Consider the following 24696-nt stretch of genomic DNA (forward strand, 5'->3'; position numbering starts at 1 on the left):
CGTAGCATTGCGCACGAATCCACAACACCCCCGGAAGGCCTGTCGTGATCCGTCGTGCCGCGCTCCTGATCGCCGTTGCGGTGCTCGCCACCGCCTGTGGGAGCGGTGACAGCAGCACAGTCATCGGACGTGCCGACTCCGGGAAGCTGACCATCGGCATCCGCTACGACCAGCCGGGCCTGAGCGAGCGGCGTCTCGACGGCCGGTACGTCGGCTTCGACGTCGACGTCGCCAAGTACGTGGCGAACGAGCTCGGCGTGAAGGACACCGGCATCACGTTCAAGGAGGCCCGAGGCGCCGCCCGCGAGTCGATGCTGGAGAACGGCGAGGCCGACCTGATCATCGCCTCGTACTCGATCACCGACGCCCGCAAGGAGAAGGTCGCCTTCGCCGGCCCGTACTTCGAGACGGGCCAGGGCATGCTGGTGCGCTACTCCGAGCAGGACGTCCAGGGTCCGGAGACGCTGAACGGCCGCAAGCTGTGCTCGGTCAAGGGTTCCACCTCGGCGCAGAAGGTGAAGTCGGACTACTCCAAGAACGTGCAGCTCGTCGAGTACGGCCAGTACTCCGACTGCGTGATCGCTCTCATGGCGGGCAACGTCGACGCCGTCTCGACCGACGAGGTCATCCTCGCCGGGTTCGCCGCGGAGAACCCCGAGCTGCTCAAGCTCGTCGGCAAGACGTTCTCCAAGGAGCGCTACGGCATCGGTGTGCCGAAGGGTGACGCCGAGTCGCGCGACGCCGTCAACGACGCCATCGAGAAGATGATTTCGAGCGGTGAGTGGAAGCGGGCTCTCGAACGCAACGTCGGTCCGTCGGGTTACGAGATCCCGCAGCCACCGCAGATCACGGAAAAGTCCTAGCTGATGGCCGCGGACTTGGCGGTCCAGGCCGCCCAGTCCAGCGTCCACTGCCAGTAGTCGTTGTGAGCCGGCCCGTTCGGGTCGGCCAGCCCGAGCTGCACCGAGGAACCCACGACCTCGACCGGGTCACCGACCATCGTCAGGTCGAAGAAGATCCTGGCGTTGGGGCCGGACAGGTTCGCGCACCCGTGCGACACGTTCTCCTTGCCCTGGCTGGGAATCGTGTCATTGTTCTCGTGCACGAACTCGCCGTTCTGCGAGATCAGCACCGCCCACGTGACCGGGACGTCGTAGTTGTACACGGTGCTCTTCATCCGCCGTGAGGCTTCCTTCTGCTGCACCACGTGGATGCCGGACCGGGTCACCCTGCCCGGGTCGCTCTCCTTGCCGTACGACGCCGGGAGGTCGTGCAGCAGCACGCCGTCCCGGTAGATCTCGAACCGCTTGGTCTGCGTGTTCGCCTTGGCCACCAGCGCCCGGTCCGCGATCTTGAACTGCGCGTGCACGTCGCTCTTGCCGAAGGCACCCCCGCCGAACGGCACTCCGTAGACGTTCACGTCGAGCGCGACCTCGGTGTTCGGCTTCCAGTACTCCTTCGGCCGCCAATGCGCCTCGGTGTCGGACAGCCACGCCCACGCGCCCTCGGTCGGCACGGACGTCTTGACGGTCATCGCCTTCTGCACGGAAGCCTTGTCCTGCACGGGCGCGCTGAAGGTCACCTTCAACGGCATCGCGATGCCGTAGGTCTGGTTGTCGTCGACGTTGAGCTTCGCGCTGGTGAGCCGTTGCGGCTTGATCGTGCGGAACGAGCCGGTGATCGGGACGTCGGTGCCGTCCTCGCCCTTGGCCGAGCCCGACCACGTGTAGGCCTTGTCGTAGCCCAGATCCTCGGTGGCGACCCACCTGCCGGCGGTGAGTTCCCCCTTCACCACCCGGCTGTCGGCGCCTGTGAGCACGACGGAGGTCAGCGCGCCACCGGTCATTCCGACCTCGAATGGTCCGGCCGGGCTGATCCCCTCGCCCGATGCGGGCGTCACCGTCAGTACTGCCTTCGCTTTCTGCTCCGCGGCCGGAGCAGCAGGCGACGAACCAGCCCCAGGCGCACCCTCGGGCGCGGCGCTGCAGGCGGTCAATCCCAGTAGTACAGCCAAAACCAGTGGCCTGAACACGTGCCCCCCAAGATCCCCTCGTCCAACGCTGAAGAGGACGCACGGCCGTGGAACACGTTGCTCGGGAAATTGCGATCACCCACCCGGACCAGCGGGTTTCCCCCTATTGAGGCACACAACTGGCCAGTAATGACCTGTAGTGCTATGACCAATCACACGTTAGGCTGACCCGCGCAGGCCGTGGTTTCTGTGTTCGTGCTTCACACGCTCGCGGAACGACACGCGGGCGTGCGGTGCGCTCTCAGCGAGTTTGCCGAACGCCCCCGGGACGGCCGGGGTTGCACGGTGCAGCCCCAAGCTTTCCTGCGATGGAGGCAGGTACATGGCACAGGGCACTGTCAAGTGGTTCAACTCCGAGAAGGGCTTTGGTTTCATCGCCCAGGACAACGGCGGCGCTGACGTCTTCGTCCACTACTCGGAGATCCAGGGTCAGGGCTTCCGCACCCTGGAGGAGAACCAGCGAGTGGAGTTCGAGGTCGGCCAGGGCACCAAGGGTCCGCAGGCCCAGAACGTCCGCGCGGTCTGATCAGATCTGCAACACGCCGCAGTTGAGTCGTAAGTGAGAAGGACCCTCGACCGGGCTCGGTCGAGGGTCCTTCTTCCGTTGTGTCTGGGTCTAGTGGCCGCGCTGGCGCGCTTCCCACTCCAGGCGCTGCATGACCCACTCCGTGGCGAGAGCCTGCGGGGAGGTCTGGCGCTCGGCGGCGAGCTCCTTGAGCTGCTCGTTCGCCATGAGTTGCAGCCTCAGCTGGTACACCTGCGCGCTGCCGAAGCCCGACGCGGTGGTCTCGTTGTCCGCGTCCGGGGCCAGGGCGGCCAGGTAAGAGGTCAGCTCTTCGTCGTGCGACGTCTCCGGTTGCTGCGGTTCGTCCGCGGGGCGGTGACGGCCGGACTTGGAGCGTCCGAGGGATCCAATGGGCACCGGGACACGATAACGGCTCGGTCACGGAAGCCAAACCCCTGTGAGCCGGGTCACCCCAAGGTGTAAATGGCTCTACTCAGAGTGGATCTACCGGGGGCCCTGCTGGAGAGCTGCGGAGGCCCCCGCGCCAGGGGGAGGAACGCGGGGGCCGGAGGGGATCTCCACAGGCGCTGACCGGGGGTGTGTCAGCTTTTGGATTGTTGCATGCGCACGAGCTTGTTGGGGAGTGTTCCCAACGAGATTCTTATGCTGCCGATGGACGGAAACCCCGCAGTCGCAAGCTGTTGGTAACAACGAACACGCTGCTGAAGGCCATCGCGGCGCCCGCGATCATGGGGTTCAACAGGCCCAGTGCCGCGAGTGGGAGTCCAGCGACGTTGTAGGCGAACGCCCAGAACAGATTCCCCTTGATGGTGCCCAAGGTCTTGCGGGACAACCGAATCGCGTCCGCCGCCACGCGCAGGTCGCCGCGCACCAGCGTCAGGTCGCTCGCCTCGATCGCGACGTCGGTCCCGGTTCCCATGGCCAGCCCCAGATCCGCGGCCGCGAGTGCCGGCGCGTCGTTCACGCCGTCGCCGACCATGGCCACAACTCGGCCCTGTGCCTGGAGATTCCGGACCGCTTCGACTTTGCCGGAGGGCAGGACGTCGGCGATGACCTCGTCGATGCCCACCTCCGCCGCGACCTCGGCGGCCACCGCGGCGTTGTCGCCGGTCAGCAACACCGGGCGCAGGCCGAGCCCCTTGAGTTCCGCAATCGCTTGTGCGGACGTGGGTTTCACGACGTCCGACACGACGATGGCGCCGACAACCTTGTCATCAAAGGAAACCGCGACCACAGTCCGAGTTGTGTGAGCAACCAGGGCCTCAGTCATTTCCTGTGAAAGGACAACGTTCCGCACCCGGCCGACGACGACGCGTCGTCCTTCGACCACGCCGCTGACGCCCACGCCGTCCGTGGACACGAAGTCCGACACCGGCGGGACGTCGTCGACCTCGCGGACGATCGCCGCGCCGATCGGATGTTCGGACGCGTTCTCGACGGCCGCCGCGAACCGCAGCACCTCGTCGCGTTCCGCGCCGTCCGCGGGGATCACGTCGACCAGCGTCAGGCGCCCGGTCGTGACCGTGCCGGTCTTGTCCAGCACGACGGTGTCCACGCGCCGGGTCGACTCGAGCACCTCTGGACCCTTCACCAGGATCCCGAGCTGTGCGCCGCGGCCGGTGCCCACGAGCAACGCCGTCGGCGTCGCCAGTCCCAGCGCGCACGGGCATGCGATCACGAGCACCGCTACCGCCGTCGTCACCGCGAACTCCAGTGGACGGCCGGCGAGCAGCCACGCGCCGAACGACACCAGGGCGATCAGCACGACGACCGGGACGAACACGGAGGACACCCGATCCGCCAGCCGCTGCACCTGCGCCTTGCCCGCCTGGGCCTGCTCGACCAGCTTGGCCATCCGCGCGAGCTGCGTGTCCGCGCCGACGCTCAGCGCCTCGACGACCAGCCGGCCGCCGGCGTTGACCGTCCCGCCGACCACGGAATCGCCCGCGCCGACCTCGACCGGCACCGATTCCCCGGTGACCATCGACCGGTCCACAGCCGAACTGCCCTCGACCACTAGGCCGTCAGTGGCGATGCGCTCACCCGGACGGACCACGAACCGTTCGCCGGCCCGGAGCCGGCCGATCGGCACGCGGGTCTCCACGCCGTCGCGCAGCACCGCCACGTCCTTGGCGCCGAGCGCGAGCAACGACCGCAGGGCCGCACCCGCGCTGCGCTTCGACCGGGCCTCCAGCCAGCGTCCGAGCAGCAGGAACACGGTCACGCCGACCGCGACCTCCAGGTAGATGTCACCGGAGGTGGTGGGGCGCGGCAGCAGGCTGAACTCGTGCCGCATCCCGATCGTCCCGGCCTCGCCGAACACCAGCGCGTAGAGCGACCAGAGGTACGAGACCGTGACGCCCATCGACACGAGGGTGTCCATGGTGCTGGCGCCGTGCCGTGCGTTGACGGCGGCCGCACGGTGGAACGGCCAGCCGCACACCCACACGACCACGCTCGCCAACGCCAGCGACACCCACTGCCAGGTGGGGAACTGCCACGCCGGGACCATCGAGAACGCGATCACCGGCACGCCGAGCACCGCGGCGAGGGTGACCCTCAGCCGCAGCTCACCGGCCTCGTCCACCTCGGGAGCCTCCGGCCGGGGCTCCTCGGCGTCGTAGCCCGCCGCGCGCACGGTCGACACCAGGTCGTCCACGCGCAGGCCGTCCGGGAACTGAACGCTGGCCTTCTCGGTCGCGTAGTTCACAGTGGCGGAGACGCCGTCGAGCTTGTTCAGCTTGCGTTCGATGCGGTTCGCACAGGAAGCGCACGTCATGCCGCTGATGGCGAGCTCGACGTGACGAGGCTCGGTCGTGGTCATCAGGCGACCTTGTACCCGGCCTCGGTCACGGCGGCGACGACCTCGTCACGGCCGAGTTCGCGGTCGCTGGTGACGGTCACGGCGCCGGTCTCGAGGACGACGTCGACGCCCGTGACGCCGGAGACCTCGGTCAGCTCCTCGGTGACGGAGCTGACGCAGTGGCCGCAGGTCATGCCGGTGACGGTGTAGGTGGCAGTGACGGACATGAGAGCCCTTTCTCTGTACGGGGCTCCGAGTCTATACCCCCCTGGGGTAAGGGATCTACTGAGGACTCTCGGGTTTGGGCTGGTCCAGGTTGTGGAGATCGCTCTCGATCTTGTTGACCAGGTCGTCGAGGCCTTCGAGCATCTTGTCGAGCTCGGCCATCCTCGAACCGAACGCGGACTCGATGTCGGCTTCGATCGTGTTCAGGTCGATGCCGCTGAGCGCCTTGAAGATCGCTTCCTGGTCGACGTCGGGCGGTGGCTGAGACGCGTTTTGGCCCTCTGCATCGGGGGAAGGCTCCGGCGTGGGGTCGGTCATCGGTCCATCATCCACTGGCCCGTTCCCATGAGGCACACAACGCACCAGTACAGAAAGTAACGCTGGGTGGCGGTGGAATCACTCTGCGGGGGGCTGCGGCCGTTGTCCCAGGTCGCTTAGCCTCGCGCCACACCTCAAGTCGGGGAGGGTGCAATGAGCGGGTCACTGGAAGTGCGGAAGTTCCTGTTCACACAGGACGACAGCATGTCGCGACAGGGCGGGCCGAACGTGCCGGCCCAGCGGAGCGGAGAACCCTCGCGGATCTCCGACGATCAGGTTCACCGGGCCAGGCTCGCGGTCGCGCGCAGCGCGCTGGGCGCCGAGGACTGCCGGATGCTGCTGGACATGCTGGGCCTGTCACCGGGCGAGGACGGCGGGCTGCCACCGGCGCAACGGTGACGGCGTGCGCACGCGAAAGCGGCCCTGACTCCAGGCGCGCACCCCCCGGAGCGCGTCTGCGGAGCAGGGCCGCAACCGGAAACATACCCACGGGTCTCTTTTGCGGCAACGGCTAACCTTCACCCATGCCCCAGCAGGACCGGGCGTACGCGACACGTGAGGCGATACTCCACGCCGCGGCGGAGGAGTTCGACCGGCTCGGTTACGAGCGCACGTCGCTGACCGCCGTGCTCGCGCGCACCGGGTTGACCAAGGGCGCGTTCTACTTCCACTTCCCCTCGAAGGAAGCGGTCGCGGACGCCCTGGTCGAACGGCAGAGCGAGCTGTGGGCGCGGATGAGGGAGACGTGGCGGCTGCGCGGCCTCGATCCGCTCAGCGCCCTGCACGGGATGTTCGCCGAGTCGGCCGACCGGATGGCCGCCGACGTGGTGCTGCGTGCCGGCGTGCGGCTCAACGCCGATCGGGAAGTCGGATATCCGGGCGTCCCGAACACGCACCTCCTGTGGGAGAAGCTCGTCGCCGCCTACGTGTTCGAGGCGGCAGAACGCGGAGACCTGCGCCCCGGCGTCGATCCCGAAGCGGTCGCACGGACGTTGTGCAGCGCGGCGCTCGGTTCGCGGCTGATCTCCTCCGCGACGACGGCGTGTGCGGACTTCCCCGAGCGGATCCGCGAGGTTCTGGGGCACGTGCTGCCCAGCGTCACGTCCGCCGGCTGGAAGTTGTCTGGATCACAAACTGCGTCTGAAACCCCGTGAAGGGCCTCGAAGGCCCTGAACAGGCGTTTGTTGATCTGCTCGATCTCGGCCCGCAGGGGGTTTCGGCAGGTCAACGCATAAGTGGGACCCCGTTTTGGAGATGCGTGGACCTATGGCATATGCTTACGATGCTTCCAGAGACCAGCTAGTCCCCATCATCTAGCGGCCTAGGATCCCGCCCTTTCAAGGCGGTCGCGCGGGTTCGAATCCCGTTGGGGGCACGCAGTAAAGTACGGTAAGGTACGACAGCAAGAGCAAGGCCCAGTGGCGCAGTTGGTTAGCGCGTCGCCCTGTCACGGCGAAGGTCGCGGGTTCGAGTCCCGTCTGGGTCGCTTTTCTTTTCCATGGCCAGGTAGCTCAGTTGGTACGAGCGACCGCCTGAAAAGCGGTAGGTCGGCGGTTCGACCCCGCCCCTGGCCATCCTTCTTCGAAAGAAGCCCTCGCAGAACGTTGCGAGGGCTTCTTTCGTTTATGCGCTGAAGTCGATTCGAGCGATGGCTTGGTCGTCGTGCGTTTTGTAGCGGGGCCAACGCTTGTGCTCCGAATCACCGCGCTCGGCTTCCCGGATTCGGTCGAGCACTTCGCCCAGTGGCAATTGCTTCAGGTCCTCCCAGTCGAAGAGCCCGTAGTCGGACACTCCACAGGAGACACCGTCTGTGAGAGCGATCACACGCGTGACCTCCGCGCGGGACCAGGAGGCGGTCAGGGCGTGGTGTCCCGCAACGGGATCGGCCTCCGCGACCCAGTAACCGCCGGGCTTGTTCTTCCACCTGAGGATGTCCGGGTCCGGCCGGAGGTCCTCGAGTCTGGTGTCCTCAAGCACTCGGGTGGACTGTCCGAACGCGACAACAGGGGTGTCGCACAGGACGAGCGCGTCGATCGTGTCGTCGTTCCAGCGGACGATCGCCGCGGTGGACGACGGGGAGTCGCCGGGGATCAGGTCGTGCTTCTCGGCGAGATTCGCGATGGCGCGGGTGAGAACGTCGGTCAACGGGTCGGTGGCGTTGATCAGCCCGGCCAGTTCGCCGGCGAGTTCCGAGGCGTACCAACCACCGTTGCGATCAGGCGGCCTGGTTCGCGAGGTCACGCCGTCGAGCACGACGACGGCGTTCGGCAGCACCCTGATCCGATCCTCGGTGACTCGGCCCGGAGCCCCCTGCTCGGCGGTCTCGATCTTCACGGCTCCACCGTACGTGTCAACATTGGTTGACGGATCCGGATTGTCAACGTACGTTGACGGCATGACGGAAGCGACGGATCTCGCCACAGCGGCTGGGGATCGTGACCCGAAGGTCGGGTTGCGGGCCGTCACCGCGTTGCGGCGACTGCTGGAACATCTGGAGGCCGCCCAGGTCCGCAGTGCGCGGGCCCAGGGCTGGTCGTGGCAGGACATCGCGGCGGAACTCGGGGTGTCCCGCCAGGCGGTCCACAAGAAGCACGGGGGTCGATGATGATCGCGGAGCGGTTCACCAAGGAAGCCCGTGAGGCGGTCAAGACCGCGGTGCGGGAGGCGGAACAGGTCCACGCGAGCGAGGTCGGCGTGGAGCACCTGTTCCTGGCGTTGCTCGACGCGCCGGTGCTGGCCGGGTTCGACCTGCCGCGCGATGAGCTGGAGACGGCGTTCCGGGACTACCGGCGCAAGGGCGGGCTGACCAAGGCCGACGCGGAAGCGTTGCGGGGCTTGGGAATCGACGTCGACGCCGTGATCGACTCGGTGGAGCAGTCGCTCGGGACCGGGGTGTTGCGGCAGGGTCCGCGCCGGCGGTGGTTCGGGATGCCGCTGGAGAAGGCCGTCAAGAAGGCGCTGGAGAACTCGTTGCGCGAGTCCCGCGACCTCGGCCACAACTTCCTGGGCACCGAGCACGTCGTGCTGGCTCTGTTGCAGGGCAAGGGAATCGTGGCCGAGGTGCTGACCGAGCGAGGCGTCACGTACGAGGAGATTCGCAAACGGGCCGCGAGCGCTCGCGCCAGGTGAGCGCGGGCAGGAACAGCTGCGCGAGCGGGCCGATGCCGAGCGCGTAGAGGACCGTGCCGATGCCGACCGTGCCGCCGAGCAGCCAGCCGGTGCCGAGCACGATCAGTTCGAGCACGGTCCGCGTGACCCGCAGGGAAATGCCCGTGCGGCGGCAGAATCCGGTGACCAGGCCGTCGCGCGGGCCCGGTCCGAGGCGGGAGCCGACGTACGCGGCGAACGCGACGGCGTTCAGCACGATGCCCAGTGTCAGGAACACGATCCTGGGCAGCAGTCCTTGCGGCGCGGGCAGGATCGCGAGCGTCACGTCGACGCTGACGGCGATGAGGACGACGTTCGCGATCGTGCCGATGCCCGGTCTCTGCTTCAGCGGGATCCACGCCAGTAGCACCAGGACGCCGGTGATCGCGGTGATCAGGCCGAAGCTCAGGCCGGTGAGTTTCGCGAGGCCCTCGTGCAGCACGTCCCACGGGTTCAGGCCGAGGGTCGCGCGGATCTGCATCGCCATGCTCGCGCCGTAGAGCCACAGGCCTGCGACGAGCTGCGGGAGGCGACGGGCGGGTGAGATCCGGACGGAGACCTGGTGGAGTGCGGTCATGGAGGCCATGTGGCCATACTGAGCTTCGATTGGCCTGGTAATCCATAGCCAATTCAGGATAATTGGCCTCATGCTCCCACCAGGTGGACGTGTATCCGGTGCTCGACTGGCTCGGCTGCTCGGTGAGTGGCGTCGTGGTGGTGCCCGGCAGGGGTCCGCAGACCTCGCCTCGGCGTTGAAACTGCTGATCGCGGACGGGCGGTTGCCCATCGGGACGCGGCTGCCGTCCGAACGCGAGCTCACCGACGCGCTGCCCGTGAGCCGCACCATCATCACCACCGCGCTGGACCAGCTGCGCACCGAGGGGGTCGTGGAGTCGCGGCGCGGGGCCGGATCGTGGATCAACGGTCCGGTGGGCGCCGGCGGCGGCATCACGGGTGGCGACGACACGTTGATCGACCTGACCCGGTGTGCCCCGCCGGCACATCCCGGACTGCGGCAGGCGATGGTCGCGGCGATGGCCCAGATGCCCGAGCACCTGGCGTCGCACGGCTATCACGAACGCGGGTTGCCCGCGCTGCGCCAGGTGATCGCCGACCGGTACACCGCGCGAGGACTGCCGACCTCCGCGGACCAGATCGTGGTCACGTCAGGAGCGCAGCACGCGTGGGCGTTGACGCTGCGGTTGTTCGCCGGGCCCGGCGACCGGGTGCTGGTCGAGCAGCCGACCTATCCCAACGCGCTGGAGGCGGTGCGGGCGGCGTCGGCGATCCCGGTGCCGGTGCCGATGACGGACGACGGCTGGGACGTCGACGCGTACGAGGCGGCGTTGCGGCAGGTCGGGCCCCGGTTGGCCTATCTCATCCCCGACTTCCAGAACCCGACCGGTGCCCTGCTCTCCTCCGCCGGGCGGGAGAAGCTCGTCGCCGTGCTGCGGAAGGCTCACACGCCGGTCGTCGTCGACGAGACGCTGGTCGAGCTGTCGCTGACCGACGAACCGATGCCGTTGCCCATGGCGGCGTTCGGCGGGGATCTGGTGGTGACACTGGGATCCGCGAGCAAGTCGCACTGGGGAGGGCTGCGCGTCGGGTGGATCCGGGCATCGGCGGAGATCGTGCACCGCTTGACGTCCACGCGGGCGGCGATCGACCTCGGGACGCCGGTGTTCGAGCAACTGGTGCTGACCGACCTGCTGCAGGATCCGGAACCCGTGCTGCGGCAACGGCGCCTGGAGTTCGCCGCGCAGCGTGACGTCGCGGTGGAGGCGCTGGCGCAGCATTGTCCACAGTGGAGCTTCCGGGTTCCGGCCGGTGGCCTCGGCCTGTGGTGCACGCTCGATGCGCCGGTCAGCACCAGGATCGCCGTGATGGCGCAGAACCACGGCCTGCGGCTCGTGCCCGGTCCCCGGTGGGCCGTGCACGGCGGATGCGAGCAGATGCTCCGAGTGCCGTACACGCAGTCGGCCGAAGTGCTGCGGGAGGCGATCGGCCGTTTGGGTGTGATAGCTGCATCTGTTGCAGGAACAGGGTTTCCGGCGGATGCCGAGCTGTCGACGCCGGTCGCGTGAAACACGTCGGCCCGGTCTCCCGCAGCGGGGGAGACCGGGCCGACGAACTTGCAAACGAGAGGCCTGCGGAGGGGAACGTCCCAGGGATTGGCGTTCCCCGTCCGCAGGTTTCCCGTGTGGTCCGAGACTGCGGGGGCAGCGCGGCACTCGGACCAGACCCGACCTGCCAGGGCGCGGTTGGCAGGTCAGGAAGACTGGGGGTTCCTTGCGTACAACGGGAAATGACAGAAGGAGTTACTGGCGCGACGGCACGAGACGGTCACAAATCGCGCAGAGGGCAGACTTGTCCTGTCGGACTCAGTCGGGTGACGTGCTGGGCAGACCCGGAATGCTGCCGGGCTCAGTGCCGTCGCGACGCTCCTCGACCGACCACGTGGCGGGCGGGAAGAGCGAGTTTTGCGACGTCAGAACAGCGAGCACGCCGCGCGTGCCGCCGGAGTTGTCGGTGTGGCCGGACGACGCGGAGGCCGTGGCGACCACGGGTGCCTGCTGCGGTGCGGGCAGCGGAGCGTCCGGTCCGGGAGTCGACCAGGTGAGGTCGCTCACCGGCGCGGGCTCGGCCTTCACGGGAGCGGACACCGGAAGATCGGGCAAAAGCGGCACGGACTTCTTGACCGCCACGACGGGTGCGGCGGGCGGCGGCGGAGGAGGCGGCGGCGGGAGTTCGGCCGCGAGCTTCGCGGCGATCTTGGCGGCGCGGACCTGAGCCTTGGCCGCGATGACCTCGGGCGGTGCCTCGTTCGAGACGGAGCCGGAGCGGGTGTTGCCCTGCGAGCCGCCGGTGAAGTCGAGGATCGGACCCTCGTCCTCTTCCTCCTGCGGCTCTTCTTCCGCGGGCCTCGTCACGACGGGCGGCGGAACGAGCCTGGCCGGCTGATGCCTCTCGATCACCGACGCGGTGAAGGCCTCGGCCCACCCGGCGGGATCTTCCAGAAGCTTCGGGGCCTCGACGGCGGTCTCGGTGGTGATCTCGACGGCCGGGGGTTCCTCGGGACTGGCGGACGCGGACGTCCCGCTCAGCAACCAGGCGGCGGCGGTCAGCCCGCCGAGCGCAGCGGTCCGCAGCAGCAGTGCGCCAACTCCACCACCTGCCACAGGATCACCACCCGTCCACCATTTCAGGTCACCCTCAACGCACAGCGCGCCGTCGGAGGTCGACGTAGAGCTATGTCTAGCACCGGTGAGTGACTTTGCGAACCAACTCGGCGCGAAACACCCGGAAGGGCGGTCTCGTGCGGCTGTCCGTGTTGCCCTGATCAGGCATGAACACCGTCAGTGTCGTCATCGGATCGAGTGACTTTGCGCCTCGGTCCCCTGTGGACCGTGTCGCGGCGGGGGATGGTGTCCGATGTGGACGCGCCCAAGCAGGTCAGCAGCCTCTCTGAGCTGGTCGATCACGCCTCCCGTGCACTCGGCCCTGTGATCGCGCACGACCCAGCGGGTCCAAACGAGTGTTTGGTCCGTTCGGGGGAACTGATCGTGCTGCCGACAGACGCACCCACTGTGCGCAAGCGTTTGCGAGGCGTCTACTCGCACGAGGAGATCGCTTCGGGCGTCATCCGCATGCACCTGAAAGCGTCCGAACGAGAGCGCGTCGTCGCCATCGCGCTTGATGTGGGGGCAACGCCGAACCACGTCCACCTCGCCTGCCCGATCATGATCGGCACGTCCCGCCCGGTGGTCGGTGAGCGCTTCCCGGATCTGCTGGGCGAGGGCACGGTCGCGTTGCTCGACACCCCTCTCGACGCGCCGCACGGAGCGTTGGTCGCCGGTGTCCTCCGCCACCACGGCGCCTTGGTGCGCCCGTTCCCCGTCCTGGGTGCCTCGGGCTTCGGCGACGACCTGACCCTGGCCGCGGCGTTGAAGGCCACCCGCGACCTGCCGGTGGTGCTGGTCGCGTCCGGCACCTACACGTTCGACGACGAATGCCCGCCGGTGCTGTCGGGCTGCGGGCGCAACGTCGTGGCCGCGGCGGGCAACGGCGGTTCCGCCCGCCCGTGGTGGCCTGCCGCCTTGCCCGACGTCACGGCGGTGGGTGCGTCCGAAGCCTTCTCGGGGCACGGGCCGTGGGTGGACGTGGTCGTGTCCGGCGTCGACGTGCCCGCCACGGTCGGTTCGTCTCAGCTGCTGTGCACCGGCACCTCGTTCGCGGCTGCGCTTCACGCCGCGACCCTGGTCCCGGTGCCGTAACAGCTGAACCCGAGGTGCGCGACGGCTCGCGCTGCCTCGGCGGGATGGCCGATCCGGCGGTGAACCTCGGCCATGGACTCGCTGACCCGCGCGTCCGGTACGGGGAGGGTGGTCGCGATGACCGCTCGGGTGCCGGCGTCGAGGAACGCGCGGGCGAGGCCTGACTCGCAGGCGGACAGGACGACGATCTCGGGCGGGGTCTCGATCCTGGCGATGTCGTAGCCGTAGAGCGGGCCGTCGTCGAGTTCGAGGTAGGAGAACAGCGGGTTGTCCGGGTTGACGTGCCCGTGCGCCGCGATGTGCGCGATCCCGGCGCCTTCCAGTGCGTTGATCGTTGACTCCACAGTGGACTTGGCGACCGTTCCGCCGTGCTCCTGTTGGAGTGCGGGCACTTCATCGTTCTGGAGGTGAGGGCCGGTGATCCACGTTCGGTGTCCGCCGCGACTGGACGGCCGCCAATGCCGCAGCGACGGGAGGACGTGGACTCGGCGGCCGAGTGCCGCCCACGGCATCTCGTGGAGCACGCCGTCCGGGATCACGATGACTTCCTCTTCGTCCGGCAGGAGGTCCGTGGTGATGGCGCGCCCGGCCTGCAGTGCGAGCTTGGCGGTGCGGACGAGTTCGGCGGGCTGGGGGATCACTCGCATTCGGGCGCGTCCGTTGATCAGCGTGACTGCCCGCATCTGTCCTTCGTGGACGATGAAGCTGACCAGTGGAAGTTCGGGAGGCGCTGCCACGTCGCTCCGGGCTCGCGGATCGGCGGCGAGCGTCAGCCGCCGGACGTCCCGCTCCAACGCCTCCAGGGGAAGTCCGAACGCTCTCGCGCGCCTCAGGTCCGTCAGCACCCGTGCGAGCTCAGGATCGTTGGGAGGCAACGGAGTCGAGCGCCGATGCTGCTCCGACCAGTGCAGCACCTCACGAGCGGTTCTGGCGAGCCCCAGCGCGTGCCCGGTCAGCTCGCGGCGCGGCCAGTCGCCGTGGTGTTCGTCGAGCAACTTGAGGCCGGCCCGGCACGCGGCCAGCGCCCCGCGCCGATCTGATCTTCGTGCCTGTGCGAGCCACCCGAGCGCCCGCGTCTGCACCGGCCCGCGAAACCGATGTGCCGCAACGGCATCGAACTTCCCGGCGGCGAGCATGAACTCGACGTCCGAACCTCCCAGCCTCAGCGCGGGGGCCCGATCTCCGTCGCGCAACGCACACCGAGCACTCAGCACCGCCAGTTCGGGCACGTGCCGCTTGCACCGGTTCAGCAACTCAAGCGCGGGAGCCAGCACCCGCCGCGCTTCGCTCACGAGTCCGCCGGCGAGCAACGCCTCCGCCCGGTCGACCAGGGCCTCCGGCCGGCTCGTGGAGTCGAGACCGGCCTTCGCGGCCTCCTCGTACCGGCGGAGGGCGAGCGGCAGATCCCCGGCGAGCATCGCGACGAAACCCCGGTTGTGCAAACACATCGCCGCACGTCCAGGCTCACCCATGGCGTGCAGCAACGTCTGCGCGGAGCTGAAGTCGGCCTCGGCCGCAGTGAGTCTGGTGGCGTTGCACCGGGCGATCCCACGCCCGATCAGCGCGTTGGCCAACCACCGCTCATCGCCGTACCTCCGCAGTTCCTTGATGACGGACGTGAGTTCGGCGATCGCCAGCCGCGGTTCAGCCGACTGACAGAGGTGCAGCCCACGCAGACACCTCGCCCGCGCCAGTTCCCCGCCACGCAGACGGGGTGTGGCGAGATCCAGGTGGTGGAGGCTCTGCCTGTGGCGGCCCCGATCGAGGTCGATCCACGCGAGCGTGAGGTGGAACCGGGCTTCGCCACTGAGCCGCAGCCCGCGCTGGGCAAATCGGGCGGCGACGTCCAGGTGGCCGAGCTCGACGTGGGCGATGCTCAGGTCGTGCAGGGCGTCGGCGCGCTGGGCTTTCGTGCCGCGAACCTCGGTGGTCGCGATGGTCGCCTGTGGATCGGCGCTGGCGCTCACGCGACGAACCAGCCCGTCGTGAGGCCCAGTTCGGGGATGGTCACGCACACCGGGCCGGGCTTGACGGTGGCGCGGAACCAGCCCTCGGGATCGGGTCGCAGGGCTTGGACGGCGGACGGCGAATGGATCTCGACGGAGACGCCGCGCTCGTCCAGCACTCCGGTCAGGTGGCCGGGGTCCAGCCGCAGGTGCAGGCGGCCGGCACCGAGGTGGAAGACGAGCTGGTGGGAGGCGCCGCGGACCGGTTCGTCCACAGGGGCCATGGGTTCGAGGCCGGTCGGGCGTGGAGTGAGAGCGGCCGGTGGCGCGTCCGAGCGGAAGAGGCCGACGATCTCGTCGAGCAGCGAGTCCCTCATCGCAGGTCCTCCAGCTTCCGCCGCAGCTCAGCGAGGCAGCGGCTGCGCGTGGAGCCAACGCTCCCCACCTTCATCCCCAGGGCGACGGCAACCTGTGCATAACTCAGTTCGGGGCTGTGGGCAGCGATGCGCAGGAGGCGCTGGCACCGTTCGTTCAAGGTCATCAGGGCGGACCAGAGCCGGCGCTGCCGATCGGTGGTGATCGCGACCTCGTCGGGCGTGGGGAGGACCGACGTCGGCTCCCACAGGTCGTACGACACCTCGCGGCCCCGTGTGCGCAGGACGGTGAGCGACTGGCGGGTGGCGGTACGGACCAGCCAGGTGCCGAGGCGATCCGGTTCCCGGAGGCGGGTCAGGTGTTCTGCCAGGCAGAGCCAGGTGCACTGGTAGACGTCGGCGGCGTCGGCATGGCTCAGGCGGAACGATCTGGGCACCGACCAGACCAGGCGGGAGTAGCGGTCGACCAGGGCGTCCCAGCCGGACAGGCCGGAACGCCAAGCCGCGAGAACCTCAGTGTTCGAGTCCATGCCATTTGGAGTCGAACTCCGGTGCTGCGGCTCCCGGCCTCACTCGAAAGTGGGTTGTCCACAGTTGTGGAGAAACTTGTCCACAGCTGTGGACAACTACAGTTTGTGGAGGCGCTCCACGGCTTCGTCGATCACGGCGTCCTGCTTGCAGAACGCGAAACGGATCAGGTGCTGCCAGTCCGCCGGGCGGTCGGTGAACACCTGGACGGGAACGGCGGCGACGCCGATTCGGGCGGGCAGTTCGCGGCACAGGGCCAGGCCGTCCGTGTGGCCAAGGGGGCGTACATCGGCGCAGATGAAGTACGTGCCCTCGGAGGAACGCACCTCGAAACCGGCCGCACGCAGGCCCTCGGCCAGACGCGCGCGCTTCGAGGCGAGGGAGTCGCGCAGCCCGGTGACCCAGTCCAGTTCGGCGGTCAGTGCGTGTGCGACGGCGGGCTGGAACGGTGCGCCGCCCACGAAGGTCATGAACTGCTTGGCCGCGCGGACCGCGGAAACCAGCTCGGCGGGGCCGCAGACCCAGCCGATCTTCCAGCCGGTGCAGTTGAACGTCTTGCCGGCACCGGAGATCGACAACGTGCGTGGTGCCATCCCCGGCAGCGAGGCCAGCGGGATGTGGACGAGCCCGTCGAACACCAGGTGCTCGTAGACCTCGTCGGTGATCGCCAGCAAGTCGTGCTCGACGCACAAAGAGGCGATTGCTTGGAGCTCCTCCAAGCGGAACACGGTCCCGGTCGGGTTGTGCGGCGAGTTGACCAGGATGGCCCGCGTCCGAGGCGTCACGGCGGCGCGCAGGGCGTCCACGTCCAACGCCAGCCGGCCCGACTCGTCCTCGCGCAGGCCCACGGTCACCCGCGTCGCGCCGGCCATGGCAACGGAGGCGGCGTACGAGTCGTAGTACGGCTCGATCAGGATCACTTCGTCGCCGGCCTCGACCAGCGCCAGCAGCGACGCCGCGATCGCCTCGGTGGCGCCGACGGTCACCAGGACTTCCGAGTCGGGGTCGTACGAGAGCCCGTACCGCGAGCGGTGGGCGGCGATGGCGCGGCGCAGCACCGGCATGCCCGGGCCGGGCGGGTACTGGTTCACGCCCGACGCGATCGCCGACTGGGCCGCCGCGAGCATCGACGACGGGCCGTCGGTGTCGGGGAAGCCCTGACCGAGGTTGACGGCGTCGTGCTGCACGGCCAGCGCCGTCATCTCCGCGAAGATGGTCGACGTGAACGGCTGCAAACGAGGAACTAGCGCTGGTACCCGCACAACGCAGGATCTTCACGGACAATGTGGTTGTGGAGCAACTGACCGCCGCTGACCAGCAGAAGCGCACGGACCTGCGCAAGATGAAGCTCGTCGCGACGAGCTTCCTGATAGGCGCGACGATCATCTTCTTCGGCACGCACGCCTTCGAGGGCGCGTGGGTCGGGTACGTGCGGGCCGCCGCCGAGGCCGGCATGGTCGGCGCGCTCGCCGACTGGTTCGCCGTCACGGCCCTTTTCCGCAGGCCACTGGGGTTGCCGATCCCGCACACCGCGATCATCCCCGAACGCAAGAACATGTTCGGGCAGACGCTCGGCGACTTCGTGGGCGTCAACTTCCTGAGTCCCGAGGTCGTGCAGGACAAGCTCCGCCGAGCGGGCATCGCGGAACGCGCCGGCGCCTGGATCAAGCAGCCCGAGAACGCCGAACGGATCACCAACGAGCTCGCGAACGTCATCAAGGGCGCGATCACGGTCCTCAAGGACGAGGAGGTCCAGGCCGTCCTCGAACAGGCGATCGTCAAGCGGGTGACGGAGAAGCCGTGGGGTCCGCCGCTGGGCAAGCTGCTCGGCCAGGTCCTGACCGATGGCGCGCACCACAAGCTCGTCGACCTCATGTGCGACCGCGCCTACGAGTGGGTGCGCGACAACTCCGACAAGGTCAGCCTCATCGTCACGGACCGCGCGCCGACGTGGTCGCCCAAGTTCGTCGACGCGCTGCTCGGCGACAAGGTCTACACGGAGCTGGTCAACTTCGCCTGGGCGGTCAAGACCGACGTCAACCACCCGATGCGGCTCGCCGTCGACCAGTTCCTGATCGAGTTCGCCACCGACATGCAGACCGACCCGGCCACCATGCACCGCGCCGAGCAGGTCAAGCAGCAGGTCATCACCCACCCGGACGTCCAGAAGCTGATCAGCTCCGCTTGGGGCACGGCCAAGAAGATGCTCATCGACGCCGCCGAGGACCCGTCGAGCGAGCTTCGCAAGCGCGTCACGCAGGGCCTGATCACGCTCGGCACGAACCTCACCGATGACCTCGAACTGCGCGCCAAGGTCGACGGCTGGCTGGAGCAGGCCGCCGGGTACGTCGTCTCCAACTACCGCGCGGAGATCACCACGCTGATCACGGACACGGTCGAGCGCTGGGACGCGGAGGAGACCTCGCGCAAGATCGAACTGCAGGTCGGCAGGGACCTGCAGTTCATCCGGATCAACGGCACCGTGGTCGGCGCGCTCGCCGGCCTGGTGATCTACACCGCGGCCAGCTTGCTGTTCTGAGGCGGGTTCTGGGCGCGGGTCCGTTTTCGGAACGTGCGGGCCTTCTCCCGGTTCCCGCAGACCTGCATCGAGCACCAGGTGCGCGAGCGGTTGCGAGAGCGGTCGAAGAACGCACGCAGGCAGTCGTCGGCGGGACAGATCTTGAAGCGTTCCCAGGAACCCAGCACGGCCAGGCGGGCGGACGCGGCGAGCACCGCGCCGAGCGCGTCCGAGCTCGACAGCACCGGAACGCCGTCGGTGAGCTCGATGTGGACGACGCCCGCTGCCGTCTGAGGCCCTGACGAGCCCTCGATCGACGACCGCAGCGCCGCACGAGCGGCGCGCGCCTGCGCGATTTCACTGCTCCGCCCGAGGCCGCGCTCGGTCACCCATGCGCGCCAGGAGGCTTCACTGTCCAGTACGTGTCGAGTGTTCAGGAAGTCGAGCAGCAGCTCGACGTCGTGATCCCAGCCGACAGTCAGACCAGTCACCCCACCACTGTAGGCGTCACGGCGGTCGCCCGTCAGGGCATCCGATGAATACACCGGGTGTATACCTCGTGTGTATAGTGCTGCTCATGTCGATCGGACACGCACTGTTGGGGCTGCTAGAGGGCGGTCCAAGGCATGGTTACGACCTCAAGCGCGCTTACGACGAGCGCTTCGGGCACGACCGGCCGCTGCACTACGGACAGGTGTACTCGACCCTGTCGAGGCTGCTGAAGAACGGCCTCGTGAGCGAGGCGGGCGTGGAGGCGGGCGACGGCCCGGAGCGCAAGCGGTACGCGATCACGGACGCCGGGGTCACCGATGTCGAACGCTGGCTCGGCACTCCGGAGAAGCCGGAGCCGTACCTGCAGAACACCCTCTACGCGAAGGTCGTGCTGGCCCTGCTGTCCGGCCGCAGTGCGACCGAGGTGCTCGACACCCAGCGTTCCGCGCACCTCACCACGATGCGCGACCTGACCAAGCGCAAGGTGGACGGCGACCTCGCCGACCAGCTCATCTGCGACTTCGCTCTGTTCCACCTCGAAGCGGACCTGCGCTGGCTCGAACTGACCGCGGCGCGCCTCGACAAGCTGGCCCAGGAGGTCAGGAAATGAGCCTTTTGAGGGCCGAGAACCTGCACAAGTCGTTCGGCAGGACGCACGCGCTCGAAGGTGCGGGCCTCACCGTCCGCGCGGGCGAGATCGTCGCGGTGATGGGTCCTTCGGGCTCCGGCAAGTCCACCCTGCTGCACTGCATCGCGGGCATCCTGCCGCCGGACTCCGGTGTCGTCAGCTACGGCGACCGCGAGCTCACCTCGATGTCCGACCGGGAACGCAGCGAGCTGCGGCGCACCGAGTTCGGGTTCGTCTTCCAGTTCGGCCAGCTCGTGCCCGAGCTGACCTGCCTGGAGAACGTCGCGCTGCCGTTGCGCCTGAGCGGGACGAAGCGCAAGGACGCCGAACGCGCCGCGACCGACTGGCTGGCCAAGCTGGAGGTCGACGATGTCGCGGACCAGCGGCCCGGCGAGACGTCCGGAGGCCAGGGCCAGCGGGTCGCGATCGCCCGTGCGCTGGTCACCGGACCGAAGGTGATCTTCGCCGACGAACCGACCGGCGCACTCGACTCGCTCAACGGCGAACGGGTCATGCACCTGCTCACGGCGGCCGCGCGGGAGACCGGCGCCGCGGTCGTGCTCGTGACGCACGAGGCCCGCGTCGCCGCCTACTCCGACCGCGAGGTCGTGGTGCGCGACGGCAAGGCCAGGGACGTGGAGTTCGCTCGATGAACCAGGTGGTCAGCGACCTCGCTCTCGGCGTCCGGCTGGCCGTCGGGGGCAGCCGGAAGTCGTGGGGCAGGCTCCTGCTGCAGGGCGTCGGCATCGGGCTGTGCGTCGCGGTGCTGCTGCTCGCCGCCGCGATCCCGAACGCGCTGAAGGCGCGTGACGACCGGGCGGACACCCGCAACGAGGTGGCGCAGGGCAGCGGGCCCGCGCCGTTGCTGGTGGAAGTGATGTACGTCCACTTCCGTTCGCACGACATCCCCGGCAACTACGTCAACGCGCGCACGCCAGACGCTCCGGTGCCGCCGGGACTCGACCGGCTGCCGAAGGACGGCGAGATCGTCGTGTCGCCGGCTCTGGCGGAACTGCTCGCCTCGCCTGATGCCGGACTGCTCAAGCCGCGTTTCCCTCAGAAGATCATCGGCACGATCGGCCAGGCGGGCCTGGTCGGGCCGCACGACCTGCTGTTCTACGCGGGCGACGACTCGATCGTCGAGGACGAGGGCAACCGGGTCTACGGCTTCGGGGTGGCCTACGGGCGGATGGGGCTGCCCCCGGTGCTGTTGATGCTCAGCCTGGTCGGCATGGTCCTGCTGCTGTTCCCGGTGCTCGTGTTCGTCAGCGTCGCGACCCGGCTGGCCGCCGCCCAGCGCGATCGCAGGCTCGCGGCGTTGCGGCTGGTCGGCGCGGCCGCGGGCAGGGTGCGGCTGATCGCGTCCGGGGAGACGCTGGTCGGCGCGCTCGTCGGGATCGTGTTCGGCACCGCGTTCTTCTTCGCGGCCAGGCCATTGGCCGACGACATCTCCATCGTTCAGCTCGCGGCGTTCCCGAGTGACCTGATGCCCACGCCGTCGCTCGCGGTGCTGGTGCTCTTGGCCGTGCCGGTGCTCGCGGTGCTGACGTCGTTGTTCGCCATGCGCCGCACGATCATCGAACCGCTCGGTGTGGTCCGGCACCAGAAGCCGGTGCGGCGCAGGCTGTGGTGGCGCCTCACGCCCGTTGTCGCCGGTGCCGCGTGCCTGGCGAGCCAGTTCGGGGCGACCGGGGAGAAGGACGCGACGTTCCAGCTCGTCGTGATCGCCGGGGTGGTGCTGTTGATGCTGGGCATTCCGGTGCTGCTGCCGTGGCTGGTGGAACGGGTCGTGAACGGGCTGCGCGGCGCGACCCCGGCACTGCAGCTCGCGGTACGCCGGTTGCAGCTCGACGCGGGCACGGCGGCCAGGGTCGTCGGCGGTGTGGCCGTGGTGCTCGCGGGCACCGTGACGTTGCAGATCATCCTCGCGAGCGTCGAGAAGGACGTGCTCTCCGAGGAGAAGCGCGACGCCGCCCACAACTTCGTCGCGCTGACGCCCAAGGCCGACTTCGACACCACCGAGATGAAGAACGCCGTGGCGGCCAGCACCGGGGTACGGGCCGTGGGGGTGCTCGACCGCACCTTCGCGAGCCTGCCGGACGGCCGCACGACGAACATCTCCGTCGGCACGTGCGCGGCTCTGAAAGCGCAGGCGGACGTCACGGACTGCGCGGACGGCAAGGCCTACCAGGTGAGCTTCGGGAGGGGCACGTTCGAGGCGACCTCCGGCGAGGTGCTGATGGTCCGCGACCAAAGCCCTTGGACGGTGCCCGAACTGAAGGAAGTGGAGGGCACGGCTTCCGGCATCTTCCTCACCCCGGCCGCGGCCAAGGGCATCGATCTCTCCCAGAGCAAACCCCAGCTCCAGGCCGAGCTCGACCTCTCGGTGCCGGACGCCGCCGAGCACATGCGCAACGCCATCGCGCCGTACAGCTGGCGGGTGCACGCGTACTTCGTCGGTCAGGACGACTCGGCCGAGGTCGCGGCGATCTTCGCCGGGATCCGGCGGGCGCTGCTCGCGGGCTCGGTGCTCACGCTGCTGCTCGCCGGGGCTTCATTGCTGGTCATGGCACTGGAGCAGGTGCGGGAACGCCGTCGGCCGCTCGCCGTCATGGCGGCCAGTGGCGTGCCCCGCGGCACGCTCGCGCGGTCGTTGCTCTGGCAGAACGGCGTGCCGCTGGTGTTGTCCACCGCGATCTCGGTGAGCACCGGTGTCCTGCTCGGCGTGATGGTCACGCGGGTGTTCGAGGCCGAGGTCGCCTACGACTGGACGGGCATCGCCTCGCTCACCGGCGCCTCGGTGGCGCTGGTGCTCGCGGTCACTGCTCTGACGTTGCCTTCGCTGAGAAGGGCGACCGGAGCACTTGGCCTGCGGACCGAGTAGTCCTGCTCGTCGTCTCGTGCTCTGCCAGGCGGTCCTGCACCAGTCCGTGCCGGAACTGGTAGCAGGCTCCCGCCCGGCAGAGCACGCCGAGCTTGCGCGAGTCCTCCAGGAACACCATCAGCTCCCAGGGCAGCTTTCCGCGCAGTGCCAGCCAGATCCGCGCGACGGTGAACCACCACCAGCGCAGGTGCAGCACGGCCAGCGCGAAGCCGAGCATCAGCCCGGACGCGAGCCCCAGCCCGACCATGCCGGTCTGGCCGGGTCCGAACACCAGCGCTGCCGCCGAACCGAACACCACGGCCAGCACGAGGGATCCGGTCCACACGGCGATCCGGTCGCGGGACATCGTCCACTGAGGACTGGAAGCCTGCGAGAGTTCGGCCGCGCTCGTCAACGCGAACCGCAGCGCGATCGCCACGGCGAGCCCGAGGCCGACGACGAGTCCGGCGGAAAGTCCGTACAGCGCACCGAAGACGAGTCCGGCGGCGAGTCCGAGCACGCCGGGCACGAGCAGCAGACTGCGCCAGATTCCCAGGCGCGGCTTGGCTTTGCGCTCGTGTGACGCGGTCAGGGCCGCCGCGCCGACACCGATGCCCGCGACGAGACCGGTGATCGGGGCGAGCGACGGCGTGATCGAGTAGGCCATCAGCCAGCCGACGCCGAACCCGCCGATCGCGCCCAGCACCAGCGCGCCGAGCACCGCGAGCCACGTGCTGCCGACCGAACGGCGCAGCTCCCACCAGGCCAGTTCGCGGATGCCGCGGTCGCGCATCTCGTGTGCCAGGAACTCGAGCCACTTGCGGGCCCTGTCCCGCGGCCAGACCTGCGTGGTGTTGGCGTGGTGGGCGAACGCCCTGTTGCCGAACGCGCGCGACACCAGTTCGTCGCAGAGGTGGTCGGAGATCGCCCGCGCGTCCGGGAAACGGCCGCGGTCGAGCAGTTCGGTCGGCTCGGCCTCGCTGTCGGAGTAGACGATGCTGGCCAGCCACATCGTCAGCGGCGTGGACAACGCGTCCGCGAGCCTGCCGTCCGGTTCCTCGCGCAGCTGGATGAACACCGGCTCCCAGCGCGCCGCGCCCCAGCTGTCGGCGCTCGCCCGCAGGTAGGCGGCGACCTCGTCCAGGTCGAGCGGGGCCAGTTCGACGACGTCGGCGCCGGGCAGCGGACCGGCGAGGTGCACGGCCTGCGCGAACTCCGCCGTGCGGCAGGTCAGCACCAGCGGGCGGTTCGCGCCGAACGCCTTCGAGATCCGCGCGAGAGCGTCCGCGCGCTGGTGGGCGGGGATGTCGTCGAGGCCGTCGAGCACGGGCAGGACCAGGTGCTGCTCGACCAGCAGGTCACCGGCGTAGCTGCCGTACAGCTCGGTGTTGCGCAACGCCGGATGGTCCTCGTACAGCCTGCGCGTGAGCCACGTGCGGACGTCCTCGACCGCCGGGTTCCACGTCGACAACGGCAGCAGCACCGGCACCATGCCGCCGTCGTAGCGGTCCAGCAGGCCGCACGTCAGCAGCATCGCGACCGTCGACTTGCCGGTGCCGGCCTCGCCGATGATCACCATCCGGCGGTTGATCTGCCGTTCGAACGCGCCCACGACGGCGTCGCTGCGTCCCGCCGGCGCGTCCGGCTCGTCGCTCACGTCCAGCTCGGGGGCGATCCAGTGCAGGTCGAGGACGTCCGGGTCGGTGAGGCCGCGGGAACGGACCTCCTCGTTCCACTGCGACTGCAGGCCGATGGCGAGCGCCCGGCACGCCGCGTCGAGGTGCTCGTCGGTGCTGAGCGCGGCGTTGTGCCTGCGCCGGACCCACGGGTCGAGCAGAGCCAGAAAGCCCAGGAACGCCAGCGCGAGCACGATCAGCCACAGGTGCGGGTGGATGCCGTGGTCGGTGACGAACAGCCCGGCCGCGGTGAGCAACGCGGTCAGCACGCACCCGGCCAGCAGCGCCTGCTGACGGAATCTGGACATGCGAGGCATCATGACGCACCGCATCCGCCTGGGGTCGA

26 protein-coding genes and 3 tRNA genes are annotated in these 24696 nt (G+C 68.9%); 15 read left to right on the plus strand and 14 right to left on the minus strand.

The window, feature by feature from the left end; all coding sequences use genetic code 11:
- Positions 1-47: 47 nt before the first annotated feature.
- Entirely contained in the window at positions 48-863 is an 816-nt protein-coding gene (locus SK854_RS20590) for a glutamate ABC transporter substrate-binding protein (RefSeq protein WP_319976951.1), read from the plus strand.
- Here SK854_RS20590 and SK854_RS20595 read toward each other — a convergent pair.
- Complete coding sequence (locus SK854_RS20595; protein WP_319976722.1) at positions 860-1900, minus strand: L,D-transpeptidase; 1041 nt, start codon at positions 1898-1900, stop codon at positions 860-862. The two genes, SK854_RS20590 and SK854_RS20595, sit on opposite strands and share 4 nt — an antisense overlap.
- 454 nt (positions 1901-2354) lie before the next feature.
- On the opposite strand from SK854_RS20595, the gene SK854_RS20600 reads away from it, so the two are divergent.
- Positions 2355-2558: a cold-shock protein gene (locus SK854_RS20600; protein WP_030477903.1), complete on the plus strand. Its 204-nt coding sequence runs from the start codon at positions 2355-2357 to the stop codon at positions 2556-2558.
- 90 nt (positions 2559-2648) lie between these two features.
- On the opposite strand, the gene SK854_RS20605 is transcribed toward SK854_RS20600, so the two are convergent.
- From SK854_RS20605 to SK854_RS20620, 4 genes are all read right to left on the minus strand, one after another.
- Complete coding sequence (locus SK854_RS20605; protein ID WP_030477904.1) at positions 2649-2954, minus strand: hypothetical protein; 306 nt, start codon at positions 2952-2954, stop codon at positions 2649-2651.
- A gap of 244 nt (positions 2955-3198) precedes the next feature.
- A complete protein-coding gene (locus SK854_RS20610; protein WP_319976723.1) occupies positions 3199-5382 on the minus strand; it encodes a heavy metal translocating P-type ATPase in 2184 nt (727 codons plus the stop codon).
- Positions 5382-5588, minus strand: a complete 207-nt coding sequence (locus SK854_RS20615; protein ID WP_319976724.1) for a heavy-metal-associated domain-containing protein — start codon at positions 5586-5588, stop codon at positions 5382-5384. Before SK854_RS20615 ends, SK854_RS20610 begins: the two co-directional genes overlap by 1 nt.
- Positions 5589-5643: 55 nt before the next feature.
- The gene (locus SK854_RS20620; protein WP_319976725.1) at positions 5644-5904 is read right to left on the minus strand and encodes a hypothetical protein; all 261 of its coding nucleotides are present in this window, start codon (positions 5902-5904) and stop codon (positions 5644-5646) included.
- 153 nt (positions 5905-6057) lie between these two features.
- On the opposite strand from SK854_RS20620, the gene SK854_RS20625 reads away from it, so the two are divergent.
- The 5 genes from SK854_RS20625 (at position 6058) to SK854_RS20645 (ending at position 7478) form a co-directional block, all read left to right on the plus strand.
- A complete protein-coding gene (locus tag SK854_RS20625; RefSeq protein WP_093605799.1) occupies positions 6058-6303 on the plus strand; it encodes a hypothetical protein in 246 nt (81 codons plus the stop codon).
- 125 nt (positions 6304-6428) lie between these two features.
- Positions 6429-7058, plus strand: a complete 630-nt coding sequence (locus tag SK854_RS20630; RefSeq protein WP_319976726.1) for a ScbR family autoregulator-binding transcription factor — start codon at positions 6429-6431, stop codon at positions 7056-7058.
- Between the two features lie 148 nt (positions 7059-7206).
- Positions 7207-7279, plus strand: a tRNA-Glu gene (locus tag SK854_RS20635).
- Between the two features lie 37 nt (positions 7280-7316).
- Positions 7317-7390 (plus strand) — tRNA-Asp (locus tag SK854_RS20640).
- 14 nt (positions 7391-7404) lie between these two features.
- Positions 7405-7478: transfer RNA gene (locus SK854_RS20645), tRNA-Phe, on the plus strand.
- Positions 7479-7527: 49 nt separating this feature from the next.
- Here SK854_RS20645 and SK854_RS20650 read toward each other — a convergent pair.
- On the minus strand, positions 7528-8238 hold the full coding sequence (locus SK854_RS20650) for a hypothetical protein (protein ID WP_319976727.1): 711 nt from the start codon (positions 8236-8238) through the stop codon (positions 7528-7530).
- A gap of 61 nt (positions 8239-8299) precedes the next feature.
- Between SK854_RS20650 and SK854_RS20655 the strand changes: the two genes are divergently transcribed.
- A complete protein-coding gene (locus SK854_RS20655; protein WP_086665473.1) occupies positions 8300-8509 on the plus strand; it encodes a helix-turn-helix domain-containing protein in 210 nt (69 codons plus the stop codon).
- Positions 8506-9033, plus strand: coding sequence for a Clp protease N-terminal domain-containing protein (locus tag SK854_RS20660; RefSeq protein ID WP_319976728.1), 528 nt, complete (start codon positions 8506-8508; stop codon positions 9031-9033). The genes SK854_RS20655 and SK854_RS20660 overlap by 4 nt, the downstream gene beginning before the upstream one ends.
- Here SK854_RS20660 and yczE read toward each other — a convergent pair.
- The gene (gene yczE / locus SK854_RS20665; protein WP_319976729.1) at positions 8984-9637 is read right to left on the minus strand and encodes a membrane protein YczE; all 654 of its coding nucleotides are present in this window, start codon (positions 9635-9637) and stop codon (positions 8984-8986) included. The genes SK854_RS20660 and yczE overlap by 50 nt on opposite strands.
- A gap of 61 nt (positions 9638-9698) precedes the next feature.
- Here yczE and yczR point away from each other — a divergent pair, with 61 nt between their 5' ends.
- On the plus strand, positions 9699-11135 hold the full coding sequence (gene yczR / locus SK854_RS20670; protein ID WP_319976730.1) for a MocR-like transcription factor YczR: 1437 nt from the start codon (positions 9699-9701) through the stop codon (positions 11133-11135).
- Between the two features lie 297 nt (positions 11136-11432).
- On the opposite strand, the gene SK854_RS20675 is transcribed toward yczR, so the two are convergent.
- A complete protein-coding gene (locus SK854_RS20675; protein WP_319976731.1) occupies positions 11433-12230 on the minus strand; it encodes a hypothetical protein in 798 nt (265 codons plus the stop codon).
- A 384-nt stretch (positions 12231-12614) separates the two neighbouring features.
- Between SK854_RS20675 and SK854_RS20680 the strand changes: the two genes are divergently transcribed.
- Positions 12615-13325, plus strand: coding sequence for a S8/S53 family peptidase (locus SK854_RS20680; RefSeq protein WP_319976732.1), 711 nt, complete (start codon positions 12615-12617; stop codon positions 13323-13325).
- Here the strand turns inward: SK854_RS20680 and SK854_RS20685 are convergent.
- The 4 genes from SK854_RS20685 to SK854_RS20700 all read right to left on the minus strand — a co-directional run bounded on the left by SK854_RS20685 (position 13295) and on the right by SK854_RS20700 (position 17435).
- Positions 13295-15292, minus strand: coding sequence for a CHAT domain-containing protein (locus tag SK854_RS20685; RefSeq protein WP_319976733.1), 1998 nt, complete (start codon positions 15290-15292; stop codon positions 13295-13297). The two genes, SK854_RS20680 and SK854_RS20685, sit on opposite strands and share 31 nt — an antisense overlap.
- The gene (locus SK854_RS20690; protein ID WP_319976734.1) at positions 15289-15648 is read right to left on the minus strand and encodes a hypothetical protein; all 360 of its coding nucleotides are present in this window, start codon (positions 15646-15648) and stop codon (positions 15289-15291) included. The genes SK854_RS20685 and SK854_RS20690 overlap by 4 nt, the downstream gene beginning before the upstream one ends.
- The gene (locus SK854_RS20695) at positions 15645-16175 is read right to left on the minus strand and encodes an RNA polymerase sigma factor (RefSeq protein ID WP_319976735.1); all 531 of its coding nucleotides are present in this window, start codon (positions 16173-16175) and stop codon (positions 15645-15647) included. The genes SK854_RS20690 and SK854_RS20695 overlap by 4 nt, the downstream gene beginning before the upstream one ends.
- Positions 16176-16271: 96 nt before the next feature.
- Positions 16272-17435, minus strand: a complete 1164-nt coding sequence (locus tag SK854_RS20700; protein WP_319976736.1) for a pyridoxal phosphate-dependent aminotransferase — start codon at positions 17433-17435, stop codon at positions 16272-16274.
- Between the two features lie 29 nt (positions 17436-17464).
- Here SK854_RS20700 and SK854_RS20705 point away from each other — a divergent pair, with 29 nt between their 5' ends.
- Positions 17465-18712, plus strand: coding sequence for a DUF445 domain-containing protein (locus tag SK854_RS20705; RefSeq protein WP_406601795.1), 1248 nt, complete (start codon positions 17465-17467; stop codon positions 18710-18712).
- Here the strand turns inward: SK854_RS20705 and SK854_RS20710 are convergent.
- The gene (locus SK854_RS20710; RefSeq protein WP_319976737.1) at positions 18685-19182 is read right to left on the minus strand and encodes a CGNR zinc finger domain-containing protein; all 498 of its coding nucleotides are present in this window, start codon (positions 19180-19182) and stop codon (positions 18685-18687) included. The two genes, SK854_RS20705 and SK854_RS20710, sit on opposite strands and share 28 nt — an antisense overlap.
- An 86-nt stretch (positions 19183-19268) precedes the next feature.
- Here SK854_RS20710 and SK854_RS20715 point away from each other — a divergent pair, with 86 nt between their 5' ends.
- The 3 genes from SK854_RS20715 to SK854_RS20725 are packed head-to-tail and all read left to right on the plus strand — an operon-like array spanning position 19269 to position 22695.
- Positions 19269-19793 (plus strand): PadR family transcriptional regulator, encoded by a 525-nt coding sequence (locus tag SK854_RS20715; protein ID WP_319976738.1) that lies wholly within the window; start codon positions 19269-19271, stop codon positions 19791-19793.
- The gene (locus SK854_RS20720) at positions 19790-20464 is read left to right on the plus strand and encodes an ABC transporter ATP-binding protein (protein ID WP_319976739.1); all 675 of its coding nucleotides are present in this window, start codon (positions 19790-19792) and stop codon (positions 20462-20464) included. Before SK854_RS20715 ends, SK854_RS20720 begins: the two co-directional genes overlap by 4 nt.
- Positions 20461-22695, plus strand: a complete 2235-nt coding sequence (locus SK854_RS20725) for an FtsX-like permease family protein (RefSeq protein WP_319976740.1) — start codon at positions 20461-20463, stop codon at positions 22693-22695. Before SK854_RS20720 ends, SK854_RS20725 begins: the two co-directional genes overlap by 4 nt.
- Here the strand turns inward: SK854_RS20725 and SK854_RS20730 are convergent.
- Positions 22631-24658 carry an NACHT domain-containing protein gene (locus SK854_RS20730; protein WP_319976741.1) on the minus strand — a complete coding sequence of 676 codons (2028 nt, stop codon included), beginning with the start codon at positions 24656-24658 and terminating at the stop codon, positions 22631-22633. The genes SK854_RS20725 and SK854_RS20730 overlap by 65 nt on opposite strands.
- Positions 24659-24696 lie beyond the last annotated feature (38 nt).

The sequence above is a fragment of the Lentzea sokolovensis genome, from assembly GCF_033949975.1.
In the GTDB taxonomy this organism is placed as follows: Bacteria; Actinomycetota; Actinomycetes; order Mycobacteriales; family Pseudonocardiaceae; genus Lentzea; species Lentzea sokolovensis.

Bases quoted from the DNA above. Each gene is read 5' to 3' on its own strand.
- yczR (WP_319976730.1), top strand. From the start codon at position 9,699: ATGCTCCCACCAGGTGGACGTGTATCCGGTGCTCGACTGGCTCGGCTG.
- SK854_RS20660 (WP_319976728.1), top strand. From the start codon at position 8,506: ATGATGATCGCGGAGCGGTTCACCAAGGAAGCCCGTGAGGCGGTCAAG.
- SK854_RS20600 (WP_030477903.1), top strand. From the start codon at position 2,355: ATGGCACAGGGCACTGTCAAGTGGTTCAACTCCGAGAAGGGCTTTGGT.
- SK854_RS20610 (WP_319976723.1), bottom strand. From the start codon at position 5,382: ATGACCACGACCGAGCCTCGTCACGTCGAGCTCGCCATCAGCGGCATG.
- SK854_RS20725 (WP_319976740.1), top strand. From the start codon at position 20,461: ATGAACCAGGTGGTCAGCGACCTCGCTCTCGGCGTCCGGCTGGCCGTC.
- SK854_RS20615 (WP_319976724.1), bottom strand. From the start codon at position 5,588: ATGTCCGTCACTGCCACCTACACCGTCACCGGCATGACCTGCGGCCAC.
- SK854_RS20625 (WP_093605799.1), top strand. From the start codon at position 6,058: ATGAGCGGGTCACTGGAAGTGCGGAAGTTCCTGTTCACACAGGACGAC.
- SK854_RS20690 (WP_319976734.1), bottom strand. From the start codon at position 15,648: ATGAGGGACTCGCTGCTCGACGAGATCGTCGGCCTCTTCCGCTCGGAC.
- SK854_RS20730 (WP_319976741.1), bottom strand. From the start codon at position 24,658: ATGTCCAGATTCCGTCAGCAGGCGCTGCTGGCCGGGTGCGTGCTGACC.
- SK854_RS20655 (WP_086665473.1), top strand. From the start codon at position 8,300: ATGACGGAAGCGACGGATCTCGCCACAGCGGCTGGGGATCGTGACCCG.
- SK854_RS20715 (WP_319976738.1), top strand. From the start codon at position 19,269: ATGTCGATCGGACACGCACTGTTGGGGCTGCTAGAGGGCGGTCCAAGG.
- SK854_RS20620 (WP_319976725.1), bottom strand. From the start codon at position 5,904: ATGACCGACCCCACGCCGGAGCCTTCCCCCGATGCAGAGGGCCAAAAC.
- SK854_RS20695 (WP_319976735.1), bottom strand. From the start codon at position 16,175: ATGGACTCGAACACTGAGGTTCTCGCGGCTTGGCGTTCCGGCCTGTCC.
- SK854_RS20720 (WP_319976739.1), top strand. From the start codon at position 19,790: ATGAGCCTTTTGAGGGCCGAGAACCTGCACAAGTCGTTCGGCAGGACG.
- SK854_RS20630 (WP_319976726.1), top strand. From the start codon at position 6,429: ATGCCCCAGCAGGACCGGGCGTACGCGACACGTGAGGCGATACTCCAC.
- yczE (WP_319976729.1), bottom strand. From the start codon at position 9,637: ATGGCCTCCATGACCGCACTCCACCAGGTCTCCGTCCGGATCTCACCC.